This is a genomic window from Selenomonas sp. oral taxon 920 (assembly GCF_001717585.1).
Lineage (GTDB): Bacteria > Bacillota > Negativicutes > Selenomonadales > Selenomonadaceae > Centipeda.
This window is the reverse complement of sequence record NZ_CP017042.1, coordinates 674,295-698,056: the sequence shown is the minus strand read 5'-3', so window position 1 is coordinate 698,056 and position 23,762 is coordinate 674,295. Positions and strand designations below refer to the sequence as shown.

General features: G+C 54.1%; 19 protein-coding genes. 5 read left to right on the top strand and 14 right to left on the bottom strand.

Annotation, left to right across the window (positions count from 1 at the left end; translation table 11 throughout):
* Window positions 1-681 (bottom strand): Crp/Fnr family transcriptional regulator, encoded by a 681-nt coding sequence (locus BCS37_RS03220; protein WP_069180133.1) that lies wholly within the window; start codon window positions 679-681, stop codon window positions 1-3.
* 158 nt (window positions 682-839) lie between these two features.
* On the opposite strand from BCS37_RS03220, the gene BCS37_RS03215 reads away from it, so the two are divergent.
* From BCS37_RS03215 to alr, 5 genes are all read left to right on the top strand, one after another.
* Window positions 840-2,183: an MFS transporter gene (locus BCS37_RS03215; RefSeq protein WP_442984005.1), complete on the top strand. Its 1,344-nt coding sequence runs from the start codon at window positions 840-842 to the stop codon at window positions 2,181-2,183.
* 145 nt (window positions 2,184-2,328) lie between these two features.
* Complete coding sequence (locus tag BCS37_RS03210) at window positions 2,329-3,657, top strand: threonine/serine ThrE exporter family protein (protein WP_069180131.1); 1,329 nt, start codon at window positions 2,329-2,331, stop codon at window positions 3,655-3,657.
* 309 nt (window positions 3,658-3,966) lie between these two features.
* Window positions 3,967-5,088 (top strand): alanine dehydrogenase, encoded by a 1,122-nt coding sequence (gene ald, locus BCS37_RS03205; protein ID WP_069180130.1) that lies wholly within the window; start codon window positions 3,967-3,969, stop codon window positions 5,086-5,088.
* Window positions 5,089-5,200: 112 nt separating this feature from the next.
* Window positions 5,201-6,580: an amino acid permease gene (locus BCS37_RS03200; protein ID WP_069180129.1), complete on the top strand. Its 1,380-nt coding sequence runs from the start codon at window positions 5,201-5,203 to the stop codon at window positions 6,578-6,580.
* Between the two features lie 171 nt (window positions 6,581-6,751).
* Window positions 6,752-7,858, top strand: a complete 1,107-nt coding sequence (gene alr / locus BCS37_RS03195; RefSeq protein ID WP_069180128.1) for an alanine racemase — start codon at window positions 6,752-6,754, stop codon at window positions 7,856-7,858.
* A gap of 298 nt (window positions 7,859-8,156) precedes the next feature.
* Here the strand turns inward: alr and BCS37_RS12050 are convergent, their stop codons facing one another.
* From BCS37_RS12050 to BCS37_RS03130, 13 genes are all read right to left on the bottom strand, one after another.
* A complete protein-coding gene (locus BCS37_RS12050) occupies window positions 8,157-8,570 on the bottom strand; it encodes a helix-turn-helix domain-containing protein (protein ID WP_069180127.1) in 414 nt (137 codons plus the stop codon).
* A gap of 305 nt (window positions 8,571-8,875) precedes the next feature.
* On the bottom strand, window positions 8,876-9,220 hold the full coding sequence (locus BCS37_RS03185; protein ID WP_069180126.1) for a hypothetical protein: 345 nt from the start codon (window positions 9,218-9,220) through the stop codon (window positions 8,876-8,878).
* 13 nt (window positions 9,221-9,233) lie between these two features.
* Window positions 9,234-9,464 carry a hypothetical protein gene (locus BCS37_RS03180; protein ID WP_069180125.1) on the bottom strand — a complete coding sequence of 77 codons (231 nt, stop codon included), beginning with the start codon at window positions 9,462-9,464 and terminating at the stop codon, window positions 9,234-9,236.
* Window positions 9,465-9,526: 62 nt separating this feature from the next.
* The gene (locus BCS37_RS03175; protein WP_069180124.1) at window positions 9,527-9,865 is read right to left on the bottom strand and encodes a hypothetical protein; all 339 of its coding nucleotides are present in this window, start codon (window positions 9,863-9,865) and stop codon (window positions 9,527-9,529) included.
* Window positions 9,866-10,037: 172 nt separating this feature from the next.
* Window positions 10,038-10,655 carry a glycoprotease gene (locus BCS37_RS03165; RefSeq protein ID WP_069180122.1) on the bottom strand — a complete coding sequence of 206 codons (618 nt, stop codon included), beginning with the start codon at window positions 10,653-10,655 and terminating at the stop codon, window positions 10,038-10,040.
* A gap of 21 nt (window positions 10,656-10,676) precedes the next feature.
* Window positions 10,677-11,228 carry an N-acetylmuramoyl-L-alanine amidase family protein gene (locus tag BCS37_RS03160; RefSeq protein ID WP_069180121.1) on the bottom strand — a complete coding sequence of 184 codons (552 nt, stop codon included), beginning with the start codon at window positions 11,226-11,228 and terminating at the stop codon, window positions 10,677-10,679.
* Window positions 11,225-11,740, bottom strand: coding sequence for a phage holin family protein (locus tag BCS37_RS03155; protein ID WP_069180120.1), 516 nt, complete (start codon window positions 11,738-11,740; stop codon window positions 11,225-11,227). The genes BCS37_RS03160 and BCS37_RS03155 overlap by 4 nt, the downstream gene beginning before the upstream one ends.
* 66 nt (window positions 11,741-11,806) lie before the next feature.
* Window positions 11,807-11,971, bottom strand: a complete 165-nt coding sequence (locus BCS37_RS11980; protein WP_107528583.1) for a CD1375 family protein — start codon at window positions 11,969-11,971, stop codon at window positions 11,807-11,809.
* 1 nt (window position 11,972) lies between these two features.
* A complete protein-coding gene (locus BCS37_RS03150; protein WP_069180119.1) occupies window positions 11,973-12,323 on the bottom strand; it encodes a hypothetical protein in 351 nt (116 codons plus the stop codon).
* 11 nt (window positions 12,324-12,334) lie between these two features.
* Window positions 12,335-12,934 carry a hypothetical protein gene (locus tag BCS37_RS03145; RefSeq protein WP_069180118.1) on the bottom strand — a complete coding sequence of 200 codons (600 nt, stop codon included), beginning with the start codon at window positions 12,932-12,934 and terminating at the stop codon, window positions 12,335-12,337.
* Between the two features lie 39 nt (window positions 12,935-12,973).
* Window positions 12,974-13,441 (bottom strand): phage tail protein, encoded by a 468-nt coding sequence (locus BCS37_RS03140; protein WP_159057712.1) that lies wholly within the window; start codon window positions 13,439-13,441, stop codon window positions 12,974-12,976.
* A 65-nt stretch (window positions 13,442-13,506) separates the two neighbouring features.
* Entirely contained in the window at window positions 13,507-14,319 is an 813-nt protein-coding gene (locus BCS37_RS03135) for a hypothetical protein (RefSeq protein ID WP_069180116.1), read from the bottom strand.
* Between the two features lie 11 nt (window positions 14,320-14,330).
* Window positions 14,331-23,753, bottom strand: a complete 9,423-nt coding sequence (locus BCS37_RS03130; RefSeq protein ID WP_069180115.1) for a hypothetical protein — start codon at window positions 23,751-23,753, stop codon at window positions 14,331-14,333.
* Window positions 23,754-23,762 lie beyond the last annotated feature (9 nt).

The following is a 23,762-nucleotide window of genomic DNA, read 5'->3' as shown; positions in this document are numbered from 1 at the left end:
CTATTCGATATTGCAGATCTCCCTGCCGCAGTTCTCGCAGTGAATCTCTTCCTTTAGGAAGTCAATATCCTTGATGAGGATGAGGTGTCCGCGCATCTCGATCACACCGCGCTTTTTGAGATCGGCAAGCATGCGGTTGAGGCTCTCACGTGCCGACGCGGAATAGTTCGCCAGCTCCTGATTCGTCAGAGGCACGGAGATCAGGATCCCCTCTTCCGTCTCCATCCCATAGCTGTTTGCGAGGCGGATGAGTGTTGAGTAGAGCGCCCCCTTCTTGCCGTAGAGCACGAGATCACGGAACTTCAGATGCTGCTTGCGCATATGCATGCCGAGGAGTTTTAGCAGTGTGATGGACAGATGCGGATGTTTCTCCAAGTACGCCTGCAGGACGGGGAACTCGATCGCGTAGACCTCGGCTGCACTGCGCGCAACCGCGCTGAAGATGTACGTCGGCTCCTCCTCGTAGAGCGGCAGCTCTCCGATGAGACTCCCGCGCGTCGCCAGCCGCAGCGAGAGTACGCGCCCCGAGGCTCCGTATTTTACAATAAAGATATGCCCCGAACGCACGATGTAGAAATAACGTGCCGTCGTCCCCTCGCGAAAGAGATACGCGCCGTCGTGCAGTGAGATCATCTTGCCCGGAATCGATACCATCTCCGCAATAAGGGCCTCCTGGTCCATTGTGTTCCACCTCCATCCTCCACATCATTTTTTCATTATTTCTAATCCTACACGAAAACGCTTAGAAAATTATGTGACATCGGTCACAGCCAAAGCAAAATTTTTTCACTATAATGCACATATAAAAAAACTATCATTCACTATGGGGAGAGATGTACATGGCAAGTCAGGACACGCTCGCCGTACTCGGCGAGAACCCGTCACGGCGCGATATCCTCGCGCATTGGGATCCGGAGAACGAAACCTTCTGGAAACGTTGGGGCGAGCGCATCGCCAAGCAGAACCTCTACACTTCGACGTGGGCGCTGACCCTCGCTTTCGTGGCGTGGACGATGTGGGCAACGATCGCCGCACAGCTCAACCAGATCGGCTTTCACTTTACGGACAACGAGATCTTCACGCTGGCGGCACTGCCGGGACTCGTCGGTGCGACGGGACGCCTCATCTACACCTACCTCCCCGCCATCCTCGGCGGGCGCAACTGGACGTTCATCTCGACCGCCCTGCTCCTCATCCCCCTGCTCGGACTCGGGAGTGCTCTCACCGACACCACGACGACCTATGACACCTTTGTCGTACTCGTCGCAGGCATCGGAATTGCGGGCGCAAACTTCTCGTCCTCGATGGCGAATATCGGCTTCTTCTTTCCAAAGTCGCAGAAGGGACTTGCCCTCGGCATCAACGCCGGCATCGGCAACCTCGGCGTTTCACTCATCTATCTGACTGCCCCCATGCTCCTCGGTGCGAGCTTCGGCGGACTCTTCGGCGATCCGCTGATCAATGCGGCAGGCAAGGAGGTCTACATTCAAAACGTCTGCTACTTCTGGGCGATTCCGACGGCACTGACCCTCGTTCTCGTATGGATGTTCATGGATAACCTTCCCATTCCGAAGCAGAGTCCGCGCAGCATGATGTCGATCTTCGGCAACAAGCACACATGGCTGATCACGGTCATCTACACCTGCGGCTTCGGCTCATTCATCGGCTACTCCGCTGCTCTCGCGCTCCTCGTCAACCGCGAGTTCCCCGAGGTCTCGTTTGCCTATGCGGCGTTCCTCGGACCGTTCATCGGCGCGGGCGTACGCCCCATCGGCGGCTGGGTCTCGGACAAGGTCAACAGCGGCTCGAAGGTCACGTTTTACTCGCTGCTTCTCATGCTTGTCGCGTGCATTGTTACGGTCACGGGCATTCAGACACACAACTTCGGTCTCTTCTTCGGCGCGTTCCTTGTTCTCTTCTTCTCGACCGGCTTCATCAACGCCGCGTCCTTCCGCATGATTCCGTTTGTCTTTGACAATCCCGTCCACGCCTCGCTCGTCACGGGCTTCACAGCGGCAATCGCGGCATACGGTGCGTTCTTCATCCCGAAGCTCTTCGGTTGGTCGTACGCATCACAGGGCAGCGTTATTCCCGCATTCTACTTCCTCATCGGCTTCACCGTGCTGACCATCGTTATTACATGGTTCTTCTACGCACGCAAGGGTTCAGGCATCAAGTGCTGAGGAAGATTTTCCGCAAGGCCGCCGCACGGCGGTCTTTTTCATTGAGAAAAACTACGGATAACAGTCTGTCGGCATTTCCCCCTGACCCACGCTGTGCTATAATGAGAAAAATTTTAGAAAAACTGAAAGGCAGATCGTGATCCCCATGGAAAATGAACTCATACAAAGTGCGGCAAAAGACAGCAACAAAATGCTGAACCGCAAGATGAAGATCCTGCTCGACATTGGGCAGACACTGATGGAGAACGGCGCAGACTGTGCACGCATCGTGCGCGACATGACGCGCACCGCCGTTCACCTGCGCATTCCCACCGAGCAGATCCAGTCGCACGTCACCTATACAACGCTCATGCTCTGCGTCAGCGACGGCGAGCGCTCCTTCACCCAGTTCCGCAAATGTGTACGGCATGGCGTCAACCTCGCGGTCATTGCCGCCGTCAGCAAGCTCACATGGCGTGTTCTGCGCGGCAACACCCCCATACAGCCCATCGAGAACGCTATCGCGCGCATCCGTCAACGCCCACTCTGCTATCCGAGCTGGGTCATTGCACTCGGTGCTGCCGTCGGCTCAGGCGGCTCATGCAAGCTCTTCGGCGGCAGCTGGTTCGAGGCACTCATTGCCACCATCGCCGCGCTCGCAGGATTTATCGCACACCGTACGAGCACGCGCTACGCGTTCAATCCATACGCCTGCGCCATGATTACAGGCTTCGTCGCCACGCTCTGCGCATGGGTGATCCCGATGGTGCTCGGACTCGGCACCATGTGGTACGCGCTCGTCGCGTGCACCATTTTCCTCATGCCGGGTTTCCCGTCCGTCAACGCCGCGAGCGATATGCTCAATCGCTTCACCACCTCCGGCATGACGCGCGGGATGGACACCATGCTCATCATCGGCGGCATGACCTTCGGCATTGCCTTCGCGATCCTGGTCGCGGGCGTGCACAACATCTCCGACGTACACATTCAGCCAACGGACACCTACCTCAATCAGGCGATTGCGGCGGCACTCGCTGCGGGCGGCTTCTCCATCATGTTCAATACCCCAAAAAAGCTGCTTGCCATTGTCGCCGTCGAGGGAATCATCACCATGCTGATCCGCAACGTCCTCATGCTCGAGTTTGGTCTGCCGCAGGCCATCGGTTCATTTGCCGCCGCTGCCGTCGTCGGCATCGCCGCCCTCAAGGTCATCCACATCGTCCACACGCCGAACACCCTGCTCATCATTCCGCCCGTCATTCCACTCGTCCCCTGCGTTCTCCTCTATCGCCTCCTCTTTGCCGTCCTGCACATCCAGACCATCTCCGTCGAAGAACTCCTGGAGGCTCTCCGCTTCGGCGTCAACGGACTCACCATCATCCTCGCCATCGTCGTCGGCGTCTCCATCCCGAACATCTTCATCCAAAAGAGAATCGAGATGCAGCAGCAGCGCGAGATCGACGCCATCATCGCACGCCGTGAGACGGAGGAATAATATAATACAAGCAGAAAGCCATCTGATATTTTTTCGTGCAGATGGCTTTTTCGTCGTATTTTCATAAAATAATATAGGGTATGCCAATGAGAGCATAATTTTTATAAATTTAAGGAATGCTTGTATTTGCTTGTTCTATCTGGTGTTACGGGGATGAACGAGCACTTCGGCTTAAAAAAATTACTTTTACTACTTGACAAAAGTGTCTGAATTATATTAAAATCCCAAATAGGGTATACCTTTAGAAATTCTCCCTAGCCGTTTCAAACCTTCTGTATTTTTTATCTATCTGTAGTAGGAGGAAAAAACATGATTGTTGGCGTTTCGAAGGAAATCAAGAACAATGAGTTCCGCGTCGGTATGACCCCTTCGGGTGTCGAGGCGATGCGCCGTGCTGGTCACACGGTTCTCATCGAAGAGGGCGCCGGTGTTGGCAGCGGCTTCACGGATGCCGATTACAAGGCTGTCGGCGCTGAGGTCGTCTCGGACAAGAAGGCTCTGTTTGATCGCTCTGAAATGATTGTTAAGGTAAAGGAGCCGCTTGAATCCGAGTATGACCTCTTCCATGAGGGACAGATCCTCTTCACCTACCTCCATCTCGCAGCTGAGCCCCATCTCACCCAGGCTCTCCTCAAGAAGAAGGTTGTCGGCATTGCCTACGAGACGGTTCTCGGCAAGAATGGCCGCGGACTCCCCCTGCTTGCTCCGATGAGTGAGATTGCAGGCCGTATGTCCGTTCAGATCGGTGCACAGTTCCTTGAGAGCCGTTACGGCGGCAGCGGCGTTCTGCTCGGTGGTATCGCAGGTGTCTCGGCTGGTCAGGTTGTCATCATCGGCGGCGGCAACGTCGGCACGAATGCGGCGAAGATCGCTGTCGGTCTCGGCGCACGCGTCACGGTGATCGATCTCTCAATCGAGCGTCTCCGTGAGCTCGATGACATCTTCGGCGGACGTATCGTCACCGAGTACTCCTCGAGCTACAACATCGCTAAGTGGGTCAAGGAAGCAGACCTCCTCGTCGGCTCCGTTCTCATCCCGGGCGCTCGTACCCCGATCCTCGTCACCGAAGAGATGATCAAGACGATGAAGAAGGGCTCTGTTGTCGTCGACGTTGCAATCGACCAGGGCGGCTCCATCGAAACCTGCGATCACTGCACGACGCATGAGAACCCGACGTTCGAGAAGCACGGCGTTGTCCACTACTCCGTTGCAAACATCCCGGGCGCTGTTTCCCGCACGTCCACGCTCGGTATCACGAACGCGACGATTTCCTATGCGGTTGACATCGCAACGAAGGGCTATAAGGCTGCTCTCCAGCAGGTGCCCGGACTCAAGTATGGTCTCAACACCATCGATGGTCACCTCACGAACGAGGCGGTCGCAAAGGCTCTGAACCTTCCCTTCAAGCCTATCGATGAGTTCCTTAAGTAATTCTTTTCTCTGACTGCTGAGGGGCTGTTTCACTCCCATATGCTTCCATATGCGCTGTGAAACAGCCCCTTTTCTTAAAAGAATTCGAAAAGAAAGGCTTGGAGGTCTTTGTATGTTTTTTGCGAAGAAAACACTGGAGGACTTCAGTGCACAGCGCGAAGGCAGCGGAATGAAACGCACGCTGAGCACCGTTGACCTTACCTTCCTTGGAATCGGCGGCATCATCGGCTCGGGCGTGTTCGTCCTGACCGGTATCGGCGCCGCTCGCTACGCAGGTCCCGGTATTGTACTATCTTTCGTTGCCGCAGGTCTCCTCTGTATGCTCGTCGGACTTGCCTACGCCGAGCTTGCATCGCTGATCCCTGCTGCGGGCAGCGCGTACGCCTACACGTTTGCCTCCCTCGGTGAGGGCATGGCGTTCCTGTGCGGATGGTCGCTGATCATCGGCTACATCGTTACCGCGAGTGCGGTCGCCGTCGGTTTCTCCGCGTACTTCTCAGGGATGATGGCGTCCCTCGGGATGGAGATACCGAAGGCGCTCCTTACAACGGCGCCGGAGGGCGGCATCATCAACCTCCCCGCTGTCATTATCACCCTCCTCATCGGCGGCATTCTTGCCCACGGTACAAAGGAGAGCTCGCGCCTCAATGCGATCCTCATCTCGCTCACGCTGTGCGCGATTGTCGGGTACATCGTCGTAACAACGCCCCATATGGACATCGCAAAGAATATGGATCCGTTCCTCCCGTTCGGTGCTGCCGGCATCATGACCGGCGCAGCGGTCGTGTTCTTCTCCTTCATGGGATTCGATACGGTCGCAACCTCCGCCGAGGAGTGCAAGACGCCGGAGAAGAGTCTCCCGATCGGCATCATCGCCTCGGTCTTTGTCTGCCTCTGCATTTACTCCGTCGTGGCGTTCGTCCTCACAGGCACGGTCAACTACACGGATCTCGACCGTGCCGACCCGGTGGCATACTGCCTCCGCCTCATTGGCTACCCGGGATTTGCAAACCTCGTTACGGTCGGTATCCTCTTCGGTATGATCACGACCCTCATCGTTTACATCTTCGGTCAGGCACGCGTCTTCTATGCAATGTCGCGTGACGGCTTCCTTCCGAAGGCAATGGCGAACATCCATCCGAAATACGGCACACCGTACTTCATCACTCTCGTGGGCTCCGTCATCATTGCCTTCATCGCAGGCTGCGTCCCGATGCTCTACATCGTCGAGCTTGCGAACACCGGTGTTCTCGCGGCATTCTTCATCGTCTTTGTCGGTCTGATTGCGCTCCGCCGCAACTCCCCCGATCTGCCGCGTACGTTCACGTTCCCGATGCTCTACGTGCTCGCTCCGATCGGTATGGCTGTCTGCCTCTATCTGATCTGGGCACTCTCCCTCGTAACGAACATCACGTTCATCGTCCTGATGGTTCTCGGGTATTTCTTCTACAGCAGCTATGCACCTTCGCATCGCTGCTGGCAAAGAAAATAACTCGCTTGCACAACCATTGCTTTGCAGCCCGTCCGTCGGACGGGCTGTTTTCTATTGGGAATTACACACTCGCCTTTGTCGAAGAAAGACGGTTGCATAAATGTACTGCATACGCTAAAATGGGAACGCTAAATAAATTAGGATGTAGAATGATTCGAAAGGAAGTGCCCGATGCCCAGTCGTGCGGCGTGGGTCGAGATTGACCTTGGGGCGATTGCCCACAACTATAGAGAAATTCGCAGACATACGCGCCCCGATGCAAAGCTCTGCGCCGTGGTCAAGGCAGATGCCTACGGACACGGCGCAATTGCCGTTGCGCGCAAGGCGATCGCGGCGGGTGCGGAGTATCTCGCGGTCGCGACGATCTCCGAGGCGATGAAGCTGCGTGAGGCAGGCTTTACAACGCCGCTGCTCATCCTCGGTCTCACGAAGCCGGACAGCTCCTTCGACATCGTAGATGCAGACCTCACACAGACGGTCTGCCGTCTCGATCTCGTGCAGGCACTCTCAGCGGAGGCGGTCGCACAGGGCAAGCGGGTCAAGGTCCATCTCGCTGTCGATACGGGACTCGGGCGCATCGGCGTTCACCCTGCAGAAGCCGCCGCCTTTGCGCGTGCGGTCACGGCACTGCCGGGGATTGAGCTTGAGGGGATTTTCTCTCATTTTGCACTCGCAGATATCACGGACAAAACCTATACGATGGAGCAGATCCGCCGTTTTCAGGAGGCGTGCGATGCGGTTGCGGCAGCAGGGATTGCGATTCCAATTCGCCACATCGCAGAGTCCGCAGCGATCCTCGATCTGCCGGATGTACACTTCGACATGGTGCGTGCGGGCATCCTGCAGTACGGGCTCTGGCCGTCGGACGAAGTGACGCGCCCGCTTCATCTGCGTCCAGCGATGAAGTTCTGCGCGCGCATTGTTTACATCAAGACGATTCCTCCCGGCACGTCCATCGGATACGGACGGAATTTTATCGCACAGCGCGAGAGCCGAATCGCGACGATCTCAGTCGGCTATGCAGACGGCTATCTGCGCGCATATGCGGGCGGCTGCGTGGAGGTCCGCGGCAAACGCGCGCCGATCGCGGGACGCATCTGCATGGATCAGTGCATGATCGACATTACGGACATCCCCGAGGCGAAGCTCGGCGACCGCGTAACACTCTTTGGTTCGGAGACGCTGACGGCGGACGATCTCGCCCGCCTCGCGAATACGATCAGCTATGAGGTGCTCTGCCTCGTCTCAAAGCACGTCTCACGCATCTATGTGGAGTGACCGCGAACATCTTATCCCCGCAAATCTGCGGGGATTTTTCTTTGGATGCGATCATTCTTATTTGTGAAATCCGTCTCTTTGTGATAGAATGCCCCCTCGTGCAAGGAGACGATATAGCAAGCAAAACAACAAACTTGCACCCCCCCCACAATAGCAACGCCTCACAGGAATAACACCGATATTTTTACACAAAGACGAAATAGCTATTCAGAAAGGCGAATCATGGTATTTTGTAGGCAAATTGTAGACAAAGAAAAATAGAGGGGGCGGCGTACGATACGCTGTCCCCTCTATCTTACTAATCAAACTGCCGAAAAAATGTGTCCAAAAGTTCTTGTAGTCGTCGTCGTTCCTCCTCGTTTAGTTTATACGTTTTCCCTCTAAAGATCACTCCGTCCATTTCGATATCACTGGCGATATCATGCACTAGATTGATTCCTTTTGCAGGTGGGTCTTTTCGTATGAGCTTATCAACAGGGATATCGAAGAAGTAGGCGAGCCTCTCGATTCTCCCCACATCTTTAAGCTGCCCGAGTTCATAGTTTTGGTATGCTGACCGGGAAACACCAAGCTGATCGGCTACCTCTTTTTGCGTCAGTTTCTTTCCACGCCTTAATTCTCGCAGGAGTTTCCCGTCTATCCTGGTAAGCGGTACAACTTTCACAGGGGTAATCTCGTGTACGGGGCTTGTGGTAATCCCATATCTCTCCATCCACTCGTCCCATTCGGGAGGCGTTTGCACTCTGCGCCCACGATAAGACGACGCTGACGATTGGTAAGCTTTCGCGATGTTGCTACATCGGAGAGAGCAATATTTTCTTCGTGCACTCCCTGCAGGGATTACGCCACCACACACTCTGCACGGCTCAGGTATTTTTTCGTTCTCCGCCCTTTTCTTGGCTTTATGCTTTCGGACAGATTCTCTCCTACGCTCTATTTTACAATCTGGGCAAAACAAGGCATGCGGCGCCCCAATAAATGAGGCTCCACACGCCATACAGCGATGTTCTATTTTTTTCATTGTCCCAATGTCTCAATCAATTTGAGGCGCTGCCCCACGGTCATTTCCTCGACCTTCCTGCTCAGGGCATTGCGCTCCTCCTTTGTTCCTATTGCCGTGTCCAAAACATCGAGATGTAGTCCGCGAATCTTGCGGCGGTCGATTACGCTGCCGCAGATTGCCTCTCCAAGAATCAACAACTCATTCTCCGAAAACTCTGGCAGGGTTTCGAGGTCGAGCATCATTTGATACCGCTCGACGATCTCGCCGAGACGGGCGGAAAAGCTTCCGCCATTTTCCTTCATCGTGGATTCAAGTGCAATGAGCGGTTCGTTCATATACACCTGTTTTGTTTTTGCCATTTTGATCTCCTCCTTATGCTTGCAATCCTCTTTCTTTGAGTCGGAGTTCTGCGCTCTTGCGCATCAGCGTTACATATCGCTCCTGCTCAGGTGATTCATACTTCCCTGCGAAACTGTCCGCCCACGCGATGGTATCACGGCAGTTCTGCGGCTCTTCCCGTTCCAGCTCAGCAAGGAGACGGCGATTCTCCTGCGCGAAAACCACATCAACAGCCTCGCTCGGAACTTTATTCCAGTCAACCATGTTTGATATCCTCCTTTAGGTAACGGGAGGGGCTTGTGCCCCTCCCTCTTCTTTACGCCACTTCAAGAATGCAAGCACTGCGGAAACCGTGGTGCCCCGCCAATGTAATCCTTGTAGTCCTCCTTGCACTCCTCGTGCAAGGAGTTACATACTCGGTAGTCTGCGACTATTCCCCAATCGCAAGCCCCGTCCTCTTCACACCACTCAGGGTCGTAGTCGTCGAGGATATCCCAGAATACTTCGTATACGGGGATAAACCCGTCCTCATCTGCCTCATCATCGGGGCAGAACGCGTCGGCGACGTAATACCCGCGAGAGTCTGCGGGTCCATCGATGTAGGCCTCCTGCATAAGGACGAAGCGCTTTCCGTTCTCATGTGCGCAGTCATGCTCGAATTTCATTTTGATTTCCTCCTCTTTCTTTTGGCTTTCGCCCTTGACCTTTATCTTGATTATATTATAGCAGGTATATACATACTTGTCAATAGTATATATACATATTTTTTCATTTTTATGGTTATATTTTGGAGGCATAAAAAAATAAGCCCCAGAGCCGTAGCCCCGGGGCGATGAATTACCACTCTATGATATTGTATGTTACCGTCGCGCCCTTGTAGCGGGAGCCGTCGAAGTGAGCAAGAGCCTCAAAGCGTCCCTGCTCGTAACCGATCGACATGAGTGCCTTGCCGTCAATGACGGATGCCCCCGCCTTGATTCGATGATCTTTTCGGAGGTTGATCTTGTATACGTCGACTTTCTGCTCCTCCGCGGGGAGGTCTTTGCCGTCCTTATCCTTTGTGATCGGCGTAACGACCGTACGATCGGATTTCTCCCTCGCCGCCTTTGGCAGCGTCGGGTCGTCCGTCCTGATCTGCCGCTCTACCACCTGCGCAGCACGCTCGACGGTAGGTGCGCTGACATGGTACGTCACCGTAGGTGCACGCTGTCCCGCCTGTGCCTCTGCGAGGCGCTTTTGGAGTGCCTGTGCGTTGGCGCGTGAGATGTCGAGCTGCGCCCGCAGTGCTGCGGTATCCTGCGTCTGCTCCTGCGTCATGACGGCGGGCTTTTCCGCCGCCGTCTGATCTGCAGAGTTCCGACCAATGGCGTACGCAATGCCGACAAGCAGGAGACACAGGATCACCAGCAGGGCTGTTTTGTGCTCCCTCACCTTCTGTTTGACCCGGTCAAGCATGGTTTACACCTCCCCTCCGTGTTATGCGTAATCGGTCACCCCGCGTGCAATGGCGCGTGCGAAATCATCCTGTCTGTCTCTCAGCAACGCTTCATCCTCCTCGTTGCTGATAAAGGCAAGCTCCACGAGGACGGCGGGCATGTCCGTCGCACGCAGTACGGTAAGCCCGGGACGCTCTTTCAGACCGCGATCCACTGTGCCGAGACTATCAACGATCTGCCGCTGGATGCAGTCGGCGAGACGTTCGGCGCGGCCGCCGAGGTTGTGCACGAGCGTCTCCGTGCCCTGTGCGCTTGTATTCCCCGCGCTGTTGCAGTGGATGGACACAAAGATATCCGCTGTCCACTGATTGGCGCAGTCACACACGGAGCAGTCCTGCCGATCTGCATAGTCGCTGTCCCAGTTGAGGTTATCGCTCTGCCACATGCGCACCTCATAGCCGACGGCTTCGAGGTAGCCTTTTACGAGTTCTCCGACCGCCGCCGCCACGTCACACTCACGCAGGCCTGTGATGGGGCTCACTGCACCGCTGTCATGCACAAGGTCATGCCCGGGATTCAAAAATACTTTCATTTGTCATTCCCTCCTTTTCCAATGCCGCCTTTGCGGCGTGCCATTTCGACAAGTGCCCCCGCCTCGTCAATCCCCGAACTCTGCATATTTTCGAGGATGGATATGAACTCGGTGAGCGAGAGATACCCAATGACAAGTGTCGCGGCAAACGCGGGCGCGTGTGCCTTCACCAGAATAAAGTCAAGCATCAACGCCGCAGAGACGACGCCGATGTAGGTGAGGATCTTCGGCACAAAACGCTTGCGCATGATGTCACTCTTGATATAGCCCGCACGACGGGCTTTTCTCACGTTCCGAAAGGCTTGCCACAAGGACGGCTGATCTGCACCCGTATCAACGAGATGTTGCCGCGAGAGCGATAACCACTTTGTCGCGAGGTCAAGACAGACCAGTGCAACAAATGCCACGAAAATCTGTGCATGATCTTCGTAGGCGATGGTGATGGCGATGGACAGTCCCACCTTTGTGCCCCATCCCTCCGTAAGACGCTGAATAACCGGCATAAAATCCATATGTTATCTCCTTTCTACACATACAAAAAGCCGCCATACGTTATGACGGCTGCTGTGCACGCTGTCTTATCCTGCGGTGTGTGTGACAACCCATTCCGCGACCTTTTCGCGGTAAGGCTCAGGTACAACGGGCAGGTTCTTCGTATTGTCCTCAGGCGCGAGTGCATACTTCCCGCCCTTCACGAGTATGCCGTATGCGACGACCATCCAGCTGTAGATGACTGCTGCCATGTTACTCACCTCCTTTCAGCTTTGCTTCGAGCGCGGCGAGGCGCGTCTGTATATTGACCATCCCCTCCATGACGGCAAGCTCCGTTTCGGGAATGGGCTGCACGTCCATTTCCTGTGGCTCTGTGTCCTCGGGCGGTGTCGGTGCCGGCTCTGGTTTTGGTCGCTCGACCTGCTCCCACTTGCTGCCGCGCCAGTAGAGGTCATAGCCCTCCTTTGCAGCAGGCGGCTTGGCCTCCGTCATGTAAGCGGGTATCTGCCACGCCCCAGAGATCGGCGATCTGTCGGTGTCGTCAAGCGTGCGCTCACCGATGTACTTGCCATCGGCAGCGTAGGCGTAGACTGTTTTTGTCATGTCGTACCTCCTCAATATTTGATCTGTGCGATCATCGTGAGCGCAGGCGGTTGGACGGTATCAGCCGCGCCGTAAATTGGGTTGGATTTCGAGGCGTCAAACCCAATAGCAATCGGTGCATTTTGATGTATCGTAGGATAGTCAGGTATTCCGTTCCTCTCTCCCTTTTCAGCTACGTATAATGCACCGCGCTCGTCAATCTCAAGCTCAGCGAGTAACTGCACACCTGCAACTGTTTTATGCTCTTTCTTCACGGACCACTCGCCCGTGATATTCGGTAGTCCCGCCTCCACGCTCTTGACGTTCTCCCCGCCCTGCAAGACGCGCCCTGTCATATTGGGCAGGGTCAGCTTGTCCTGTGCGCTGTCATATACGTACTTAGAGCAATCCTGCGCGTACTGCTCCGCTGTGACGATCATGCCCGCCTCCTGCACCCACGCAAGGAGGCGGGGGTACTCCGATGCTTTGACAGTCGCACCATTTGCCTTGATATATCCATCGCGCAGTGTCGGGCGCAGGATGATGTCGCCCACACGCGCGCCGTCGCGCACGTCGTCCACAATCCAGACGGCATTGCCGTCTTGTATGAGTTGTCCCGCTTTTGTCGTCATGTATTACGCTCCTTTCGCCTGCGCAAAGGAGCGCAGGACTTAATATCTAATGATCGGCATGAGTTTGATTGCGGCGGGTTGTACTGTTTCTGACGCGCCGTAGACGGGGCTAGAACGCGAAGCGTCAAATATGGTTTTATGTATTTGTGACGATTTTTCCGTTACATAATATGGCACGTAATTTCTCCCTTCGTGGTCGAAACACCCGGCCCATTCGTTCAGATCGTGGTATCTTGCGACAAATGCACCCGTAATATTCGGCAGCCCCGCCGCGATGCTCGCCCCTGCGCCATCCCCCGCAAACTGCACCATCCGATCTGTCCAGTTCGGCAGCACCATTGTCACCGCGCCATCGCCGCGCCCGAACAGTCCCGCATTGGCGGTCACGTCGTCCGTCCATAGGTCATGCTTGTCTGCCAGTGCTACAAGGCGCGGATAGTCCGCACGCTGCACTGTTGCGCCATTGCACTTGACGTAACCTGCAGGGAGATATAGAGACCCGCGCACCACTCCGACGGGCGTGCCGTCGCGCAGATCGTCAACAATCCAGACGGCCGTACCGTCATGGATAATTACCCCCCATTTTCGATTGTTTGTTTGATTTTATCCGGCAGCTCTGCACCCGTTGTACCCGCCTTGACGCATTCGAGCCGCGCCCACGATGGCAGGTGCTTGCTGTACGCAATGTCGCCGACAGTGTAGGCGCGGCTGCGCTGGAGGATTGCGATGCTTGCGTTTGAGATTTCCGTGCGCATTTCGGCACCTTGCGTCTGCGGGACGTATTCAGCGGAGAGTTTCTGTTTGATCTCATCCGCCGCCGACGCAAGCACGGTGTTCATTCGTTCCGCCATCTCCCGTGCCGCCGCCTCGCTACCCTTTGCAGCTGATTCAGCCCCCGCCGCCGCAGATGCGCTTTGTTGTGCGGCAAGGAGCTGCGCAGATACATCGACACCCGTCTGGAATATTTTTGCAATCAGATCGGCGGGGTCAACGTCAGAGCTGATCGCGACACGCACGGTGCGCTCAACAATCTCCGCGAGTTGCTGTATCTGCATCTCCTGTCGATCAAGCTGCGCCTCTATGTCCTCTGCAAAAAACGGCCCTTGGCTTGTCAAATTGAGTGGCTGCGTGTATGGGATTTGCCTCTGAATTGTAATCTTCCATCCGTGCGGCAAAGGCTGCACTCCACTCTTTGGATAACGGACAACCTTATCATTCAGAGACAGCGTAAAATCTGTCGTTGCATTTTCTTGCCCGTGTTCATTTGTCAGGGTGACTACGACATTATTCACATCCTCTGCATTGAGCAGAAATGTAAAAGGGAAAACGGTTGTAACACCGTTTCCCCCATACGTATTCTTTACGTTCGGATTTTCAACAGTCATGTTGATGCCTCCTATTTCTGTTTTAGTTTCTTGTCCAGAATCGTCTTTGCGATAAACTCCCGCAGGTCATCCGGATTGTTCAGACGGTAGTTATCGGTCATAAAGCGTGCTGTATTCCAGAAACCATCCGTCAGCGTGTCGGGAACTGCATACATTGTGCCTGCAACTCCTTTTGTCAGCGCACGTCCAAAATCAATTGCGTCAATCTTGGACTTGTCGCTTTGCAAAGAATGTGCCATCTGGATCGGGTCGGTGAGTCGTCCAACAGCTGCGAATACAACGCCGCTATTGCGCCCCTGCTGCAGCTTCCCCGTAATCATCCCCTGCACAATCTCACCAGCCATGTTGATCACAGGGAATCCGCTTGCAACGCTGCCGATAGAGTTCGCCGCCCATTGTTTCAAGAACTTCCGGTACCACTCATCTTTATCTTTCTTATCACCACTCCCCGCTGAAATCGCCTCAAGGCTCTGCCTGATCACCGTCTCAATTGCGGCCATCGCAACAAAACGGAACAGATAGGAGCGCACGAACGCAGAATAACGCTCGACAAAGTTGGTCTTGTGTTTGTCATAACGCCCCGCATAATACTTCTCCCACACCGCATTCATCTGTGCGTTGAAGAAGCTAAAGAATGGCGTAAACGCCTTGACAAGTCCACTCTGCGAACGCTGTACCGCAGATCGGTCAATCGAATCCGCAGAACCAAAGATCGAACGTACTGCCTCGTGGGCTTCTCTGTGCGCACGCTCACGGGCAATAATCTCATCTGCACCGTCGATCAGCTCTTTGTTATACCGCTCCTGATATGTCCAGTAATAAGTCGGTATGCTGCAAAGCATATCCGTCTCCTCCATGAGCCATGTCCCATACTTGACAAGAAATTTACGGACAGAATATTTCCCGCCGAAAACGTCTTTCCCTTTGGTATTAAGATCACGGTCCATGTTGTGCGCACGGTTCCGCATAAACGCCGAATCATTGAGCACGAATTGACGTATCCTCTGCGGATGACGAAGGTACTGCAGCATTGCCAGAATCGCATTAGCGGTTCCGAGTCGGTCTGCCATCGGCATAATATTGGATGCGTTGAGAAGTGCAGTCGATACACGGAACGCCATAATCGCCGTCACCGTGTTCGCGCGCCACTCCTCCGCTTTAGTCTCAATGTAAAGATTGTTATTCATTGGCTCTTGCCACACGCTTTCAACCCATCGTTTCAGGCTGTCATACGCGTCTTTACCGAGCGACTGTAATATCGGCTCTTTGACCGCCGAATGACTCATCAGCTTATAGACATCACGACAGGCAAGACGCATCGTCGCAATATGGATTTGCTGATCAATGTGGCGATACATGACATCCAAAGAGAGGTCAAGTGGCCGCCCCAGCGGAGCCCCGTTTGCACGGTTCTTCGTTGAGCCCATTCCAGACCCAAACGCCATAGCGCCGCCAACCGATTCGGCGACAGTTGCAAGCTCCTGATCTGCTGCACGCTCAGAACGCTTCGGGTCATACCGAATCGGATAGTACCCGCCGCGAATGGTCAGCGGCTCTCCCGTCGACGCCTCGATCGTAAATTCATCCGGTGCAACACGCTTCATCGGCGTGCCGGTGGTCTTTTCGACGACCTCATTGACCGCATCGCCGTGCTCATTGAGATAATCCCAAATCTCCTGCACAAATGCCCAGTCTTTCTTGGTCATCGTCTTTGCAAAAATCTCCTCAACGTCATTCTCCGTGTATGGAGTTTTTGTCGAGAGACCTGCGACAAGACGGGAACGGTTGCCCTTATTTCCCCAGTTGAGCGCCATCGAAAGCACGTTTTCCTTCGTCAGTTCTGTGCCATCCGTGAGGTTTATCCCGAGTTTCTTGCTCCACGCTTTGCGCCTCTCTTTCTGCGTGTAGTATTGTCCGATGATCACCTCCAATCGCTTGGCGTTCTTTTCAAGCGCCTCTGTTTTTTTCTCCTGTGCGTCAAAGAGTGTGTTGTAGAGATAATCCACAATCGCACCGCTCTTGCCGCCGATGACCTTGAGCATTGTTTCCGGCTTCAAAAGCTGCACCATATAGGCGTGAGCTTCTTTTCCGCCGTCCTGCTCACCGATATGCTCCTCATAGTTCTGATACATACGAGCCGCGACCTCATCGATATTCTCACCCGATATGAGGAGCGTATTCTTGTTGCGCCCTGTCACATAGAGAAATTCGATGAGCATACGAAGATCACGGAGTTCCTGCATGGAGAGCTGTGTGTATTTACGCTGTTTGTCCCGCGCAGTTGCGGCAGAGGAAAGCCAATCGGGAATCTCCACGCCGTCAAGCCCATCATTGGAATTCTTGAGTTCCTCCATGAGTGCCGGCCAACTCCGCACACCATCTCCCATAAGAGGCATCCCATCGGAGCGGCGCAGGTCAAACACATACATCAGATGATGAATGAAATAACGGTGATTTCCGTCGATCTTGGCGGTCTTGTCATTGGCAAGATTCTTTTCCCGACGGGCAAAGTATTTCACAAGACGATCAAGCTCACGTTTCAGCTTGACACTCTCATGCGTCATTGCCTCCATTGCAAGCTGTCGGGTCTTTGCCGCTCGTGCCGCCGCAAGGTCTTTGTCTCCTGTATCCTCCTTCTCAATGCCGTTATTCTTGCGGAGCATATTTGTGAGATGACGTTCCGCCTCCTTTGCGGCGCTCTGTACCTGCCGCATCCAATGGCGCGTATTTGTTGCCTCATGGATGGGCGCATCTTCAAGATGCTGCTGTGCATATGCACGCATCGCAGCAACCCTGCCGGCCGCCGAATCGCGGAGACTGCGTACGGCTTCGAGGTTCTGCGCCGCAGAGAGTTTGAGTCGGTTAAATGCCTCCCCGAACTTCTCACGCATCTTTGCGCGATCTTCCTCTCCTGATTCTTTTGCGGAAGAGAGGAGTGCCCGCAGATCATCAATTTCCTTTGCTTGCTTCTCCTGCCAGCGGAACGCGTATTTGAGAGCCGTCACCGCCTTTTCAAGCGGCGCATCCTCCTCACGTTCGAGCGCACGGACGACACCGATCATTGCGTCCTTGAGCCGCTGCGGTGCGTTGTCATACGCCTTGATATACTCGTTTAGGAGCTCTCCTTCAAGAGCTGTCTGACGCGCAGTATATTCCTCGCTTGCAAGCAGTTCTTCCGCACGCTGCGCAATCGTCTCGGCGTTGGGCATCTCCGCTTTGTAGCGTTCCCGCTCCTCGCGCATCTGACGATTGTATGCTGCATCGAATCCGCCGCCCGCGTCCTTGAGTGCCTTTTCATACGCCTCCACCGTCGGATAATAGCCGCTTGCGATAACCTGACCAACGCCGAAGGTCTCCGCCACCGCCTCCGCCTGCCAAACGGGATTCTCCCGCATCTCGACTTTCAGCTGCGCTTCGTAGTCCTTCATGTGCGCGTCAACGTCGCGTCCCTGCATCTCACGGATGAGCTCTTTGAGCAGCGTTTCCTTTGCGCGCTCCTTCGCCTCCGTTTCCCACTGAATCATGGTCTCCGCAGAGTCCGCAGTCAGCAGTTCGGGGTCAATCTTTTGGAGTCGCTGCGCACGTTTGACAACAGCAGCCGCCTCGATCTCCTCATCTGTTGCGATCATCCGCGCCATGATTGCCTCAACCTCCGCAGAGGCACGCACACCCGCACCCGTGACATCCTTATAAATACGTGTCAGCCACGCTTTGAAACGACGGAACACGGCACGCAATCCCTGTGCAGGGGCTTCCCCGCTGCGCAAATACTCCTCGAATCCACGGGCGAAACGCTCTTGCATCCATTCACGTTTGAGACGTTCGACTTCTGCCGCGTCACCCTTCTTCTCTGCCGCAAGAATCTTCTCCTCACGGTTACGAAACTCTGCCGCAGAAGCTGTCCCCACGTACTCGTCCGCCGCACCTTTCGTCCACGTCGCCCATTTCTGGATTGCGGCAAGGTCTTTGGCATAGCGGCTCTCTGGTGCAACTTCTGCGATATGTTCCAAATCAAACAGGAAGTTATGCGCCATCTCGTGCATAAACGTCGACTGATCTGCCGCCTGCATGAGAGAAATCAGACGTTGCGTACCGCCAAGCGTCGCCGTGATATTGCCCTTCGCTCCATGCGCCTGCTCTTGGTTGAACTTCTCAATGATCTGAATTGCCTTATCGTCGAAGATAACATAGCAACGACCATCACGTTGTCCATCGTACGTGATACCCTTGATTCCGACCTCGTTCAGCGCAAGAGAAGCTTCTTTGTCTCCGCGAAGCTGTGAAAACACATCAGAGATTGATTGATATATCTCTCGTCCCGACTTAAACCTCCGCAAATATACTTGCGGAAGCGTTGCACCATCAAGGAGGTCTACAAGATTCTTCTCATACGTCCGTCGAAGTTCCTCTGCCTCCTCTTTCTGCCATTCATAGACTTCATCCGATCTGGATAGAGTATCTTCCATGCTCAACAGATCATCATAATCCCCACTGAGATCGTCAAATCGAGTGTCCGTCTTTCCAAGCCTACTGAGAAGGGTGTACGTATCAGCACGGGAAAACATCTCTTCCAGCTTTTCCTGTACGAACTTGGTCTGCTCGTCAAAGGACTTCTGCTCGTCAAGCAGCACATCATCGTCGGGGATTTCGACGTGGTAGAGCTTTCCGACAGGTCTTTTCACATCCAGATGAACCTTCTCAGGATCCACCGAATCAAGTGCGTGAATCGCCACCTCCTCCTTGCGCGCATACCCGACAAACATCACACGGTACATATTGAGAGCGCGTACTACATCCGCCGCCGTGCGACGTCCCCCTTTCTCGGATGGCTTCGCGGCATCGATCGTCATCCCTGCATTGCTGTGCTTTGGCACAGAGGCGCGCAACTCCCGCATAGACACCTTCGGATTCTCCTCATAGAGCGCAAGCGGGCGGTCGAACTCCGCCACAATCCCATCCCAGTTTTCCTTTTCCCGTACATGCCACTTGCGCTCCCTAGCAATCACAGCAGCAGCGCCCATGCGCTCCACATCGTGTGCATTATCCTCAAGTGCCTGCAGTGCCTGTTGTACCTCAGGCGGCGCATCTGCAATCGGCTTACCGTCGTACAGCATCGTATAGAGCGTCTTGTGATTCTCTTTCAGGTGCTCCTTATATTCCTCCGAGACTGCACGATCCTGCGCCGTATACAGCCCCCAGCCGTGCGCCTGTGCGCCCTCACCTGTGTCGATCATCTCAAGCAGGAACTCACGGAAGTCATACGGAGAACCGTGCCATGCACTCTGCTCAAACGTCTCTGTTTCAGGTTCTTTCCACCGCAACTTATCGGGGTCAATCTTCTTCAGTACATCCACACGATGCTGAGACATATCGATTGACTTTTGTATCCCTTCTTTCTCGTACACCAAGTCTGCTGCAAGGCCATCGCTTGAAGGATAGTTAATCGTCGACATAATGTAGCTATCTGGATGAAATTCCTTTGCGAAATCTTCCTTTGTGGTATTCGGATTCTTTTCCAGCATAGCAAGTGCTTTATTTACATGCGCAAGGTATTTCTTATCGCTCTCTACCGTGCGCTCACCACTTGCTAAAAGATCGTTATACTTTTCCCGCAGGCTCTCAGTGTCATGAACATTTTTCCATCCATCGAGCCACTCCAATCCTTCAAGAACATCTCCAGACAGATCGCCTGCGTCTTTTCCATCATAGGTAAACTGGAGCCCGGTGTTTTGCTCCGTACTTACTTCATCAGACGTCTCCTCCTGTCGCTGCCTATATTGTTCTTGCTCCTCCTCACTAAGTTCATCCCAACGCACCAATTTGAGGATTCCGATTACCTCCGGATTGCGAAGAATGACTTCGTTCGGGTCATTCCCATACTCATAGGATGTCCCTGAAATAAGATATACGTTTTCATTCAGATATTCATTGCTGTCGTTCAGTTGCTCGATTGCATGTTCCTTGAGTTCATCAAGGTCTTGATAGTCACCGCCGAAATTCATTACATCCACAGCACAAGCCCCATCGAGCTCAGTTTCCGTCCAATTCCCCTCCGGCCAGTCATGAGAGTTTTCAAGTTCATCGCCGATCTGATACACATTGTCATCATAGCGAATACCAATAAACGCAGATTTCAGTGCTTGTTTCTCATCCACCTCAACGAATTGAATGTCAACAACTCTATGGTTAAATTTTTCCAGAGCCATCTTCTCCCAATAGGACATCTGATAGAACTTCGAATTTGCCACAGCATCCATCTGCATCATACGTTCCTTGATATTCTCAAGCGTATGGATATAGCCGTTCAGCTCGTCCAGCTGCGCCCTTGCCTCCTGCATCGCATCGACAGCTTCCTGCGAACTCGGCATCCACCCCTCCACCTGTGGGGCAGAGGAATCCCCCACTGTAAGGAGATAGGCAAGATCAATGAGTTCGCCCTTGCGCGGTGCACGACCATGTTCCTTGTAAAAGTCCCGATACCACGGCTCATTATTGGACACACGGATGCCGCGCCCGTCGTCGTCAATCGGGACGATGTCAACACCGTTGCCCATGCCACGGTCGAGAGCATCCAAAGCAGGGCGCAGCAGCTCATCACGCTCTGATACAATGTCTTTGTAGAGGGTACGCCACCCCTTCGCAGGGCTCACAGCATCCTGCAAGGTTGCCGCAACAGCCATCTCACGTTCATTAGCATCAGGGAAATTCTCGTCGATGAATCCTTTGACGATTTCAGCCTTTTTCTTCGCAGCCTCTTTCTTCTGATCGTCTGCATACGCATCCACGCGCAGATGATCACGGATATAGTCCGCAGCGGTATACGGTTCTCCCTTCACTTCGCTATAAATTGCCGCCATACGATCTGCATAACGCGCCGCAAGGAGTGCAGATGCTCGCGCAGCCGTGCGGGCTTTTTTGCTTTTTGCTCCTCCGAGCTGACCCGCAAGCTCATGATAGACGCTTCTCGCCTCAGGAGACAGTTCCGCCGTTGCGACAACATCCCCGGGTTGGAGGCCTTTTATTGCGCCTGCAACCGCTTCGAGAGCGTCTTTCTGTGCATTGATTTTCTCAATCTCAGGCTGTATCTGTGCAAGATACTCTGCCGCTTCCGCACTGCCGTCATTCTGTACGGCTGTCAGTTCTGCGAGATCGGAATCCAGACGGTTCATGCGACGCTTAATTTCTGCCGCAGGATGATTCACATCTGCAAGCAAAATATCCCGTGCAAGGGCGCGGTGCTCATGTTCTGCAAATGCACTCTCCACGTAACGGTCAACGGAATCGCCAACTTCCTCTTCTGTTTTCGACTGGAACGCACTAAGCACTTCCTTGACAATTTTCGCCTCATGTTGCGCCTGCTTATCCGTGAATAGGTCAGAGGACTTCGTGATATTCTGGAAGAGTGCCTTGCGTTTTCCATCATCGAGATTCGCAGTCATCTGTTGGAGAGTAGACGTTTTGACAGGCAGCATCCCAGTCCCATCCGCGCACGCCTGCAGCTCCTCTGCGCTGATGTTATTTGCGGCAGCAATCTCCTGCACAAGCTCCGCGCCGCCCTCTTCCTGATTGAGTGATACAATATCTACGGCCGTTGTCTCTATCCCATAGCGGCGGTTCTGCGAATCAAGCATCTCATTCACAAGATCAGGTGCTTTGCCTTGGAGTTCCTGTACGTTCTTCAGGTTATCCCCTACCGCCTCAACAGTATTCATGAGGTGCTGATTCTCATTGACGCTCCGATAGAGACGGTCTTTGATCAGATTCTCCATATGAGCGCGTGCCCCGAGCATTGTATTCGTATGTGCGCCAACATGACCGCCGAAACCGATGAGACCAAACCCCATGATAGAAGGAGCGGCCTCAATTGCCGCAGCCGTGGATTTCTGCAGAATTTGCCGGACAGATGAAATCTCAGCATCATCGCCCTTGAGTGCCATCTGCGCCATATTCTCGATGACCATGTCCGAGACCTGCTGTGCAAACTCCTCCTGCAGCTCTGTATTAAACGTAATTGCGCCCGCTTTTGCCGCGCCAAGAATCCGTTCTTTGATGAGCGTACGCGCCGCCTCGTTCGCAGTTGCCCCTTCTGCGGCCAGTGCCAAATCTTTTGCTCCTGCACCTGCATAGAGGTCGCGCAGGCTTTTTGCCTCACCCCGCCCAAAAATCGTGCGTGCAATCTTCTGCAAAGCAAGCTGCTCGATCACGCCCTCGGCAAGCCCTTGTGTCGCCGACAGTGCCGCCGCCTGTGTCGGCGTATACATCGCGCGTCCCTTCGCATCGAGCTTGTTCAGATTCTCTTCGTATTGACTGCCGCCGATCTCAAGCCCCATAACGACAATAGCGGCAGCTCTTCCGACATTTGCCGCCGCACCAGGGTTCTTTGTCACGGCAAGAGTGATACCTCCTGCAACCGCTCCAATCCCCTGTGCAGATGCAATCATCGGGATATTCTCTGCAGCACCGCCGATCATTGCGCCAACGGTCTGCCCAACGCCCCCATAGGAATATTCCGGCAGTTCGTCTTTCTTTTTGTCGAGTGCAGTAATCCAATTCTGCTCATCTTCGGTGAGTTTGCGTCTGCCAATCATCGCATTCGCATAGGTCATCTGCTTGCGAATGTTGTAGTAGCCGCGCTCTACGCCTGTTGCGACACTTCCCGCGAAGCGCATAAACTCGTTGCTGTATGCATCATTGACCGTCTGCAGCCCCTCGGCATTGTTGAGCATCATGACGGCCTCATTCGTGCCACGCTTTTCGACAATCTCTTTGAGGTATGGCATCGCTTCATAGACGCGTCGCATATTGAGGTCGCCGTTCGCATCGAGCATACCGGGCACCTTCTTGAGTTTTTCCGCACGCTGGACAATCTTCATGACCTTTTCCCACACATCGGGGTCATTGGCAATCGTCTCCGCGCGAATCCCTGTGAGGTCATGCGCTTTCTTGATCTGCTCGCGCTTCTCATCCTCGCCGTAGAAGTAATCCGCATAGAGTTTGGACGCCTGAAAACTATCGGGCATAACCCCCTTGATGAGGTCTTTCCCTGTGATCGGTTCCGGCGGCGCAGTCATTCCCTGTGTATAATACGGATTGTCAAAATCGACGGGCTGAACACTGCCATCATAGAAGTTTTCCCGCAGCTTTGTATAGACGGCATCCACAATATTAGAGACAGACCAATCCGATTCTTTCTGCGGCTCATAGGACTTTGTCATCATCAAATCCATCACGTCGCTGCTCATGATCGGATTGCCCGCGTCATCACGCCTGCCTGTCTCGTAGGTCGTGTACTCGCTCGTCGGCGCATAGTTTACTATATCGTTCAGCTCGTCGCTGTTGTTCTCTCCAGGCATCTTGATTTTGACGCCGATATTTCCGCTCGCCACATCACGACGCATCATCTGCTCAATCGTTTCTCTTTTTTGCGGATCCATGTTTACCCC

Bases quoted from the DNA above. Each gene is read 5' to 3' on its own strand.
- BCS37_RS03180 (WP_069180125.1), bottom strand. From the start codon at position 9,464: ATGGTTGACTGGAATAAAGTTCCGAGCGAGGCTGTTGATGTGGTTTTC.
- BCS37_RS03175 (WP_069180124.1), bottom strand. From the start codon at position 9,865: ATGAAATTCGAGCATGACTGCGCACATGAGAACGGAAAGCGCTTCGTC.
- BCS37_RS03185 (WP_069180126.1), bottom strand. From the start codon at position 9,220: ATGGCAAAAACAAAACAGGTGTATATGAACGAACCGCTCATTGCACTT.
- BCS37_RS03220 (WP_069180133.1), bottom strand. From the start codon at position 681: ATGGACCAGGAGGCCCTTATTGCGGAGATGGTATCGATTCCGGGCAAG.
- BCS37_RS03215 (WP_442984005.1), top strand. From the start codon at position 840: ATGGCAAGTCAGGACACGCTCGCCGTACTCGGCGAGAACCCGTCACGG.
- BCS37_RS03155 (WP_069180120.1), bottom strand. From the start codon at position 11,740: ATGGATTTTATGCCGGTTATTCAGCGTCTTACGGAGGGATGGGGCACA.
- BCS37_RS03200 (WP_069180129.1), top strand. From the start codon at position 5,201: ATGTTTTTTGCGAAGAAAACACTGGAGGACTTCAGTGCACAGCGCGAA.
- BCS37_RS03150 (WP_069180119.1), bottom strand. From the start codon at position 12,323: ATGACAAAAACAGTCTACGCCTACGCTGCCGATGGCAAGTACATCGGT.
- BCS37_RS03130 (WP_069180115.1), bottom strand. From the start codon at position 23,753: ATGGATCCGCAAAAAAGAGAAACGATTGAGCAGATGATGCGTCGTGAT.
- alr (WP_069180128.1), top strand. From the start codon at position 6,752: ATGCCCAGTCGTGCGGCGTGGGTCGAGATTGACCTTGGGGCGATTGCC.
- ald (WP_069180130.1), top strand. From the start codon at position 3,967: ATGATTGTTGGCGTTTCGAAGGAAATCAAGAACAATGAGTTCCGCGTC.
- BCS37_RS12050 (WP_069180127.1), bottom strand. From the start codon at position 8,570: ATGGAGAGATATGGGATTACCACAAGCCCCGTACACGAGATTACCCCT.
- BCS37_RS03145 (WP_069180118.1), bottom strand. From the start codon at position 12,934: ATGACGACAAAAGCGGGACAACTCATACAAGACGGCAATGCCGTCTGG.
- BCS37_RS03210 (WP_069180131.1), top strand. From the start codon at position 2,329: ATGGAAAATGAACTCATACAAAGTGCGGCAAAAGACAGCAACAAAATG.
- BCS37_RS03135 (WP_069180116.1), bottom strand. From the start codon at position 14,319: ATGACTGTTGAAAATCCGAACGTAAAGAATACGTATGGGGGAAACGGT.
- BCS37_RS03160 (WP_069180121.1), bottom strand. From the start codon at position 11,228: ATGAAAGTATTTTTGAATCCCGGGCATGACCTTGTGCATGACAGCGGT.
- BCS37_RS11980 (WP_107528583.1), bottom strand. From the start codon at position 11,971: ATGGCAGCAGTCATCTACAGCTGGATGGTCGTCGCATACGGCATACTC.
- BCS37_RS03165 (WP_069180122.1), bottom strand. From the start codon at position 10,655: ATGCTTGACCGGGTCAAACAGAAGGTGAGGGAGCACAAAACAGCCCTG.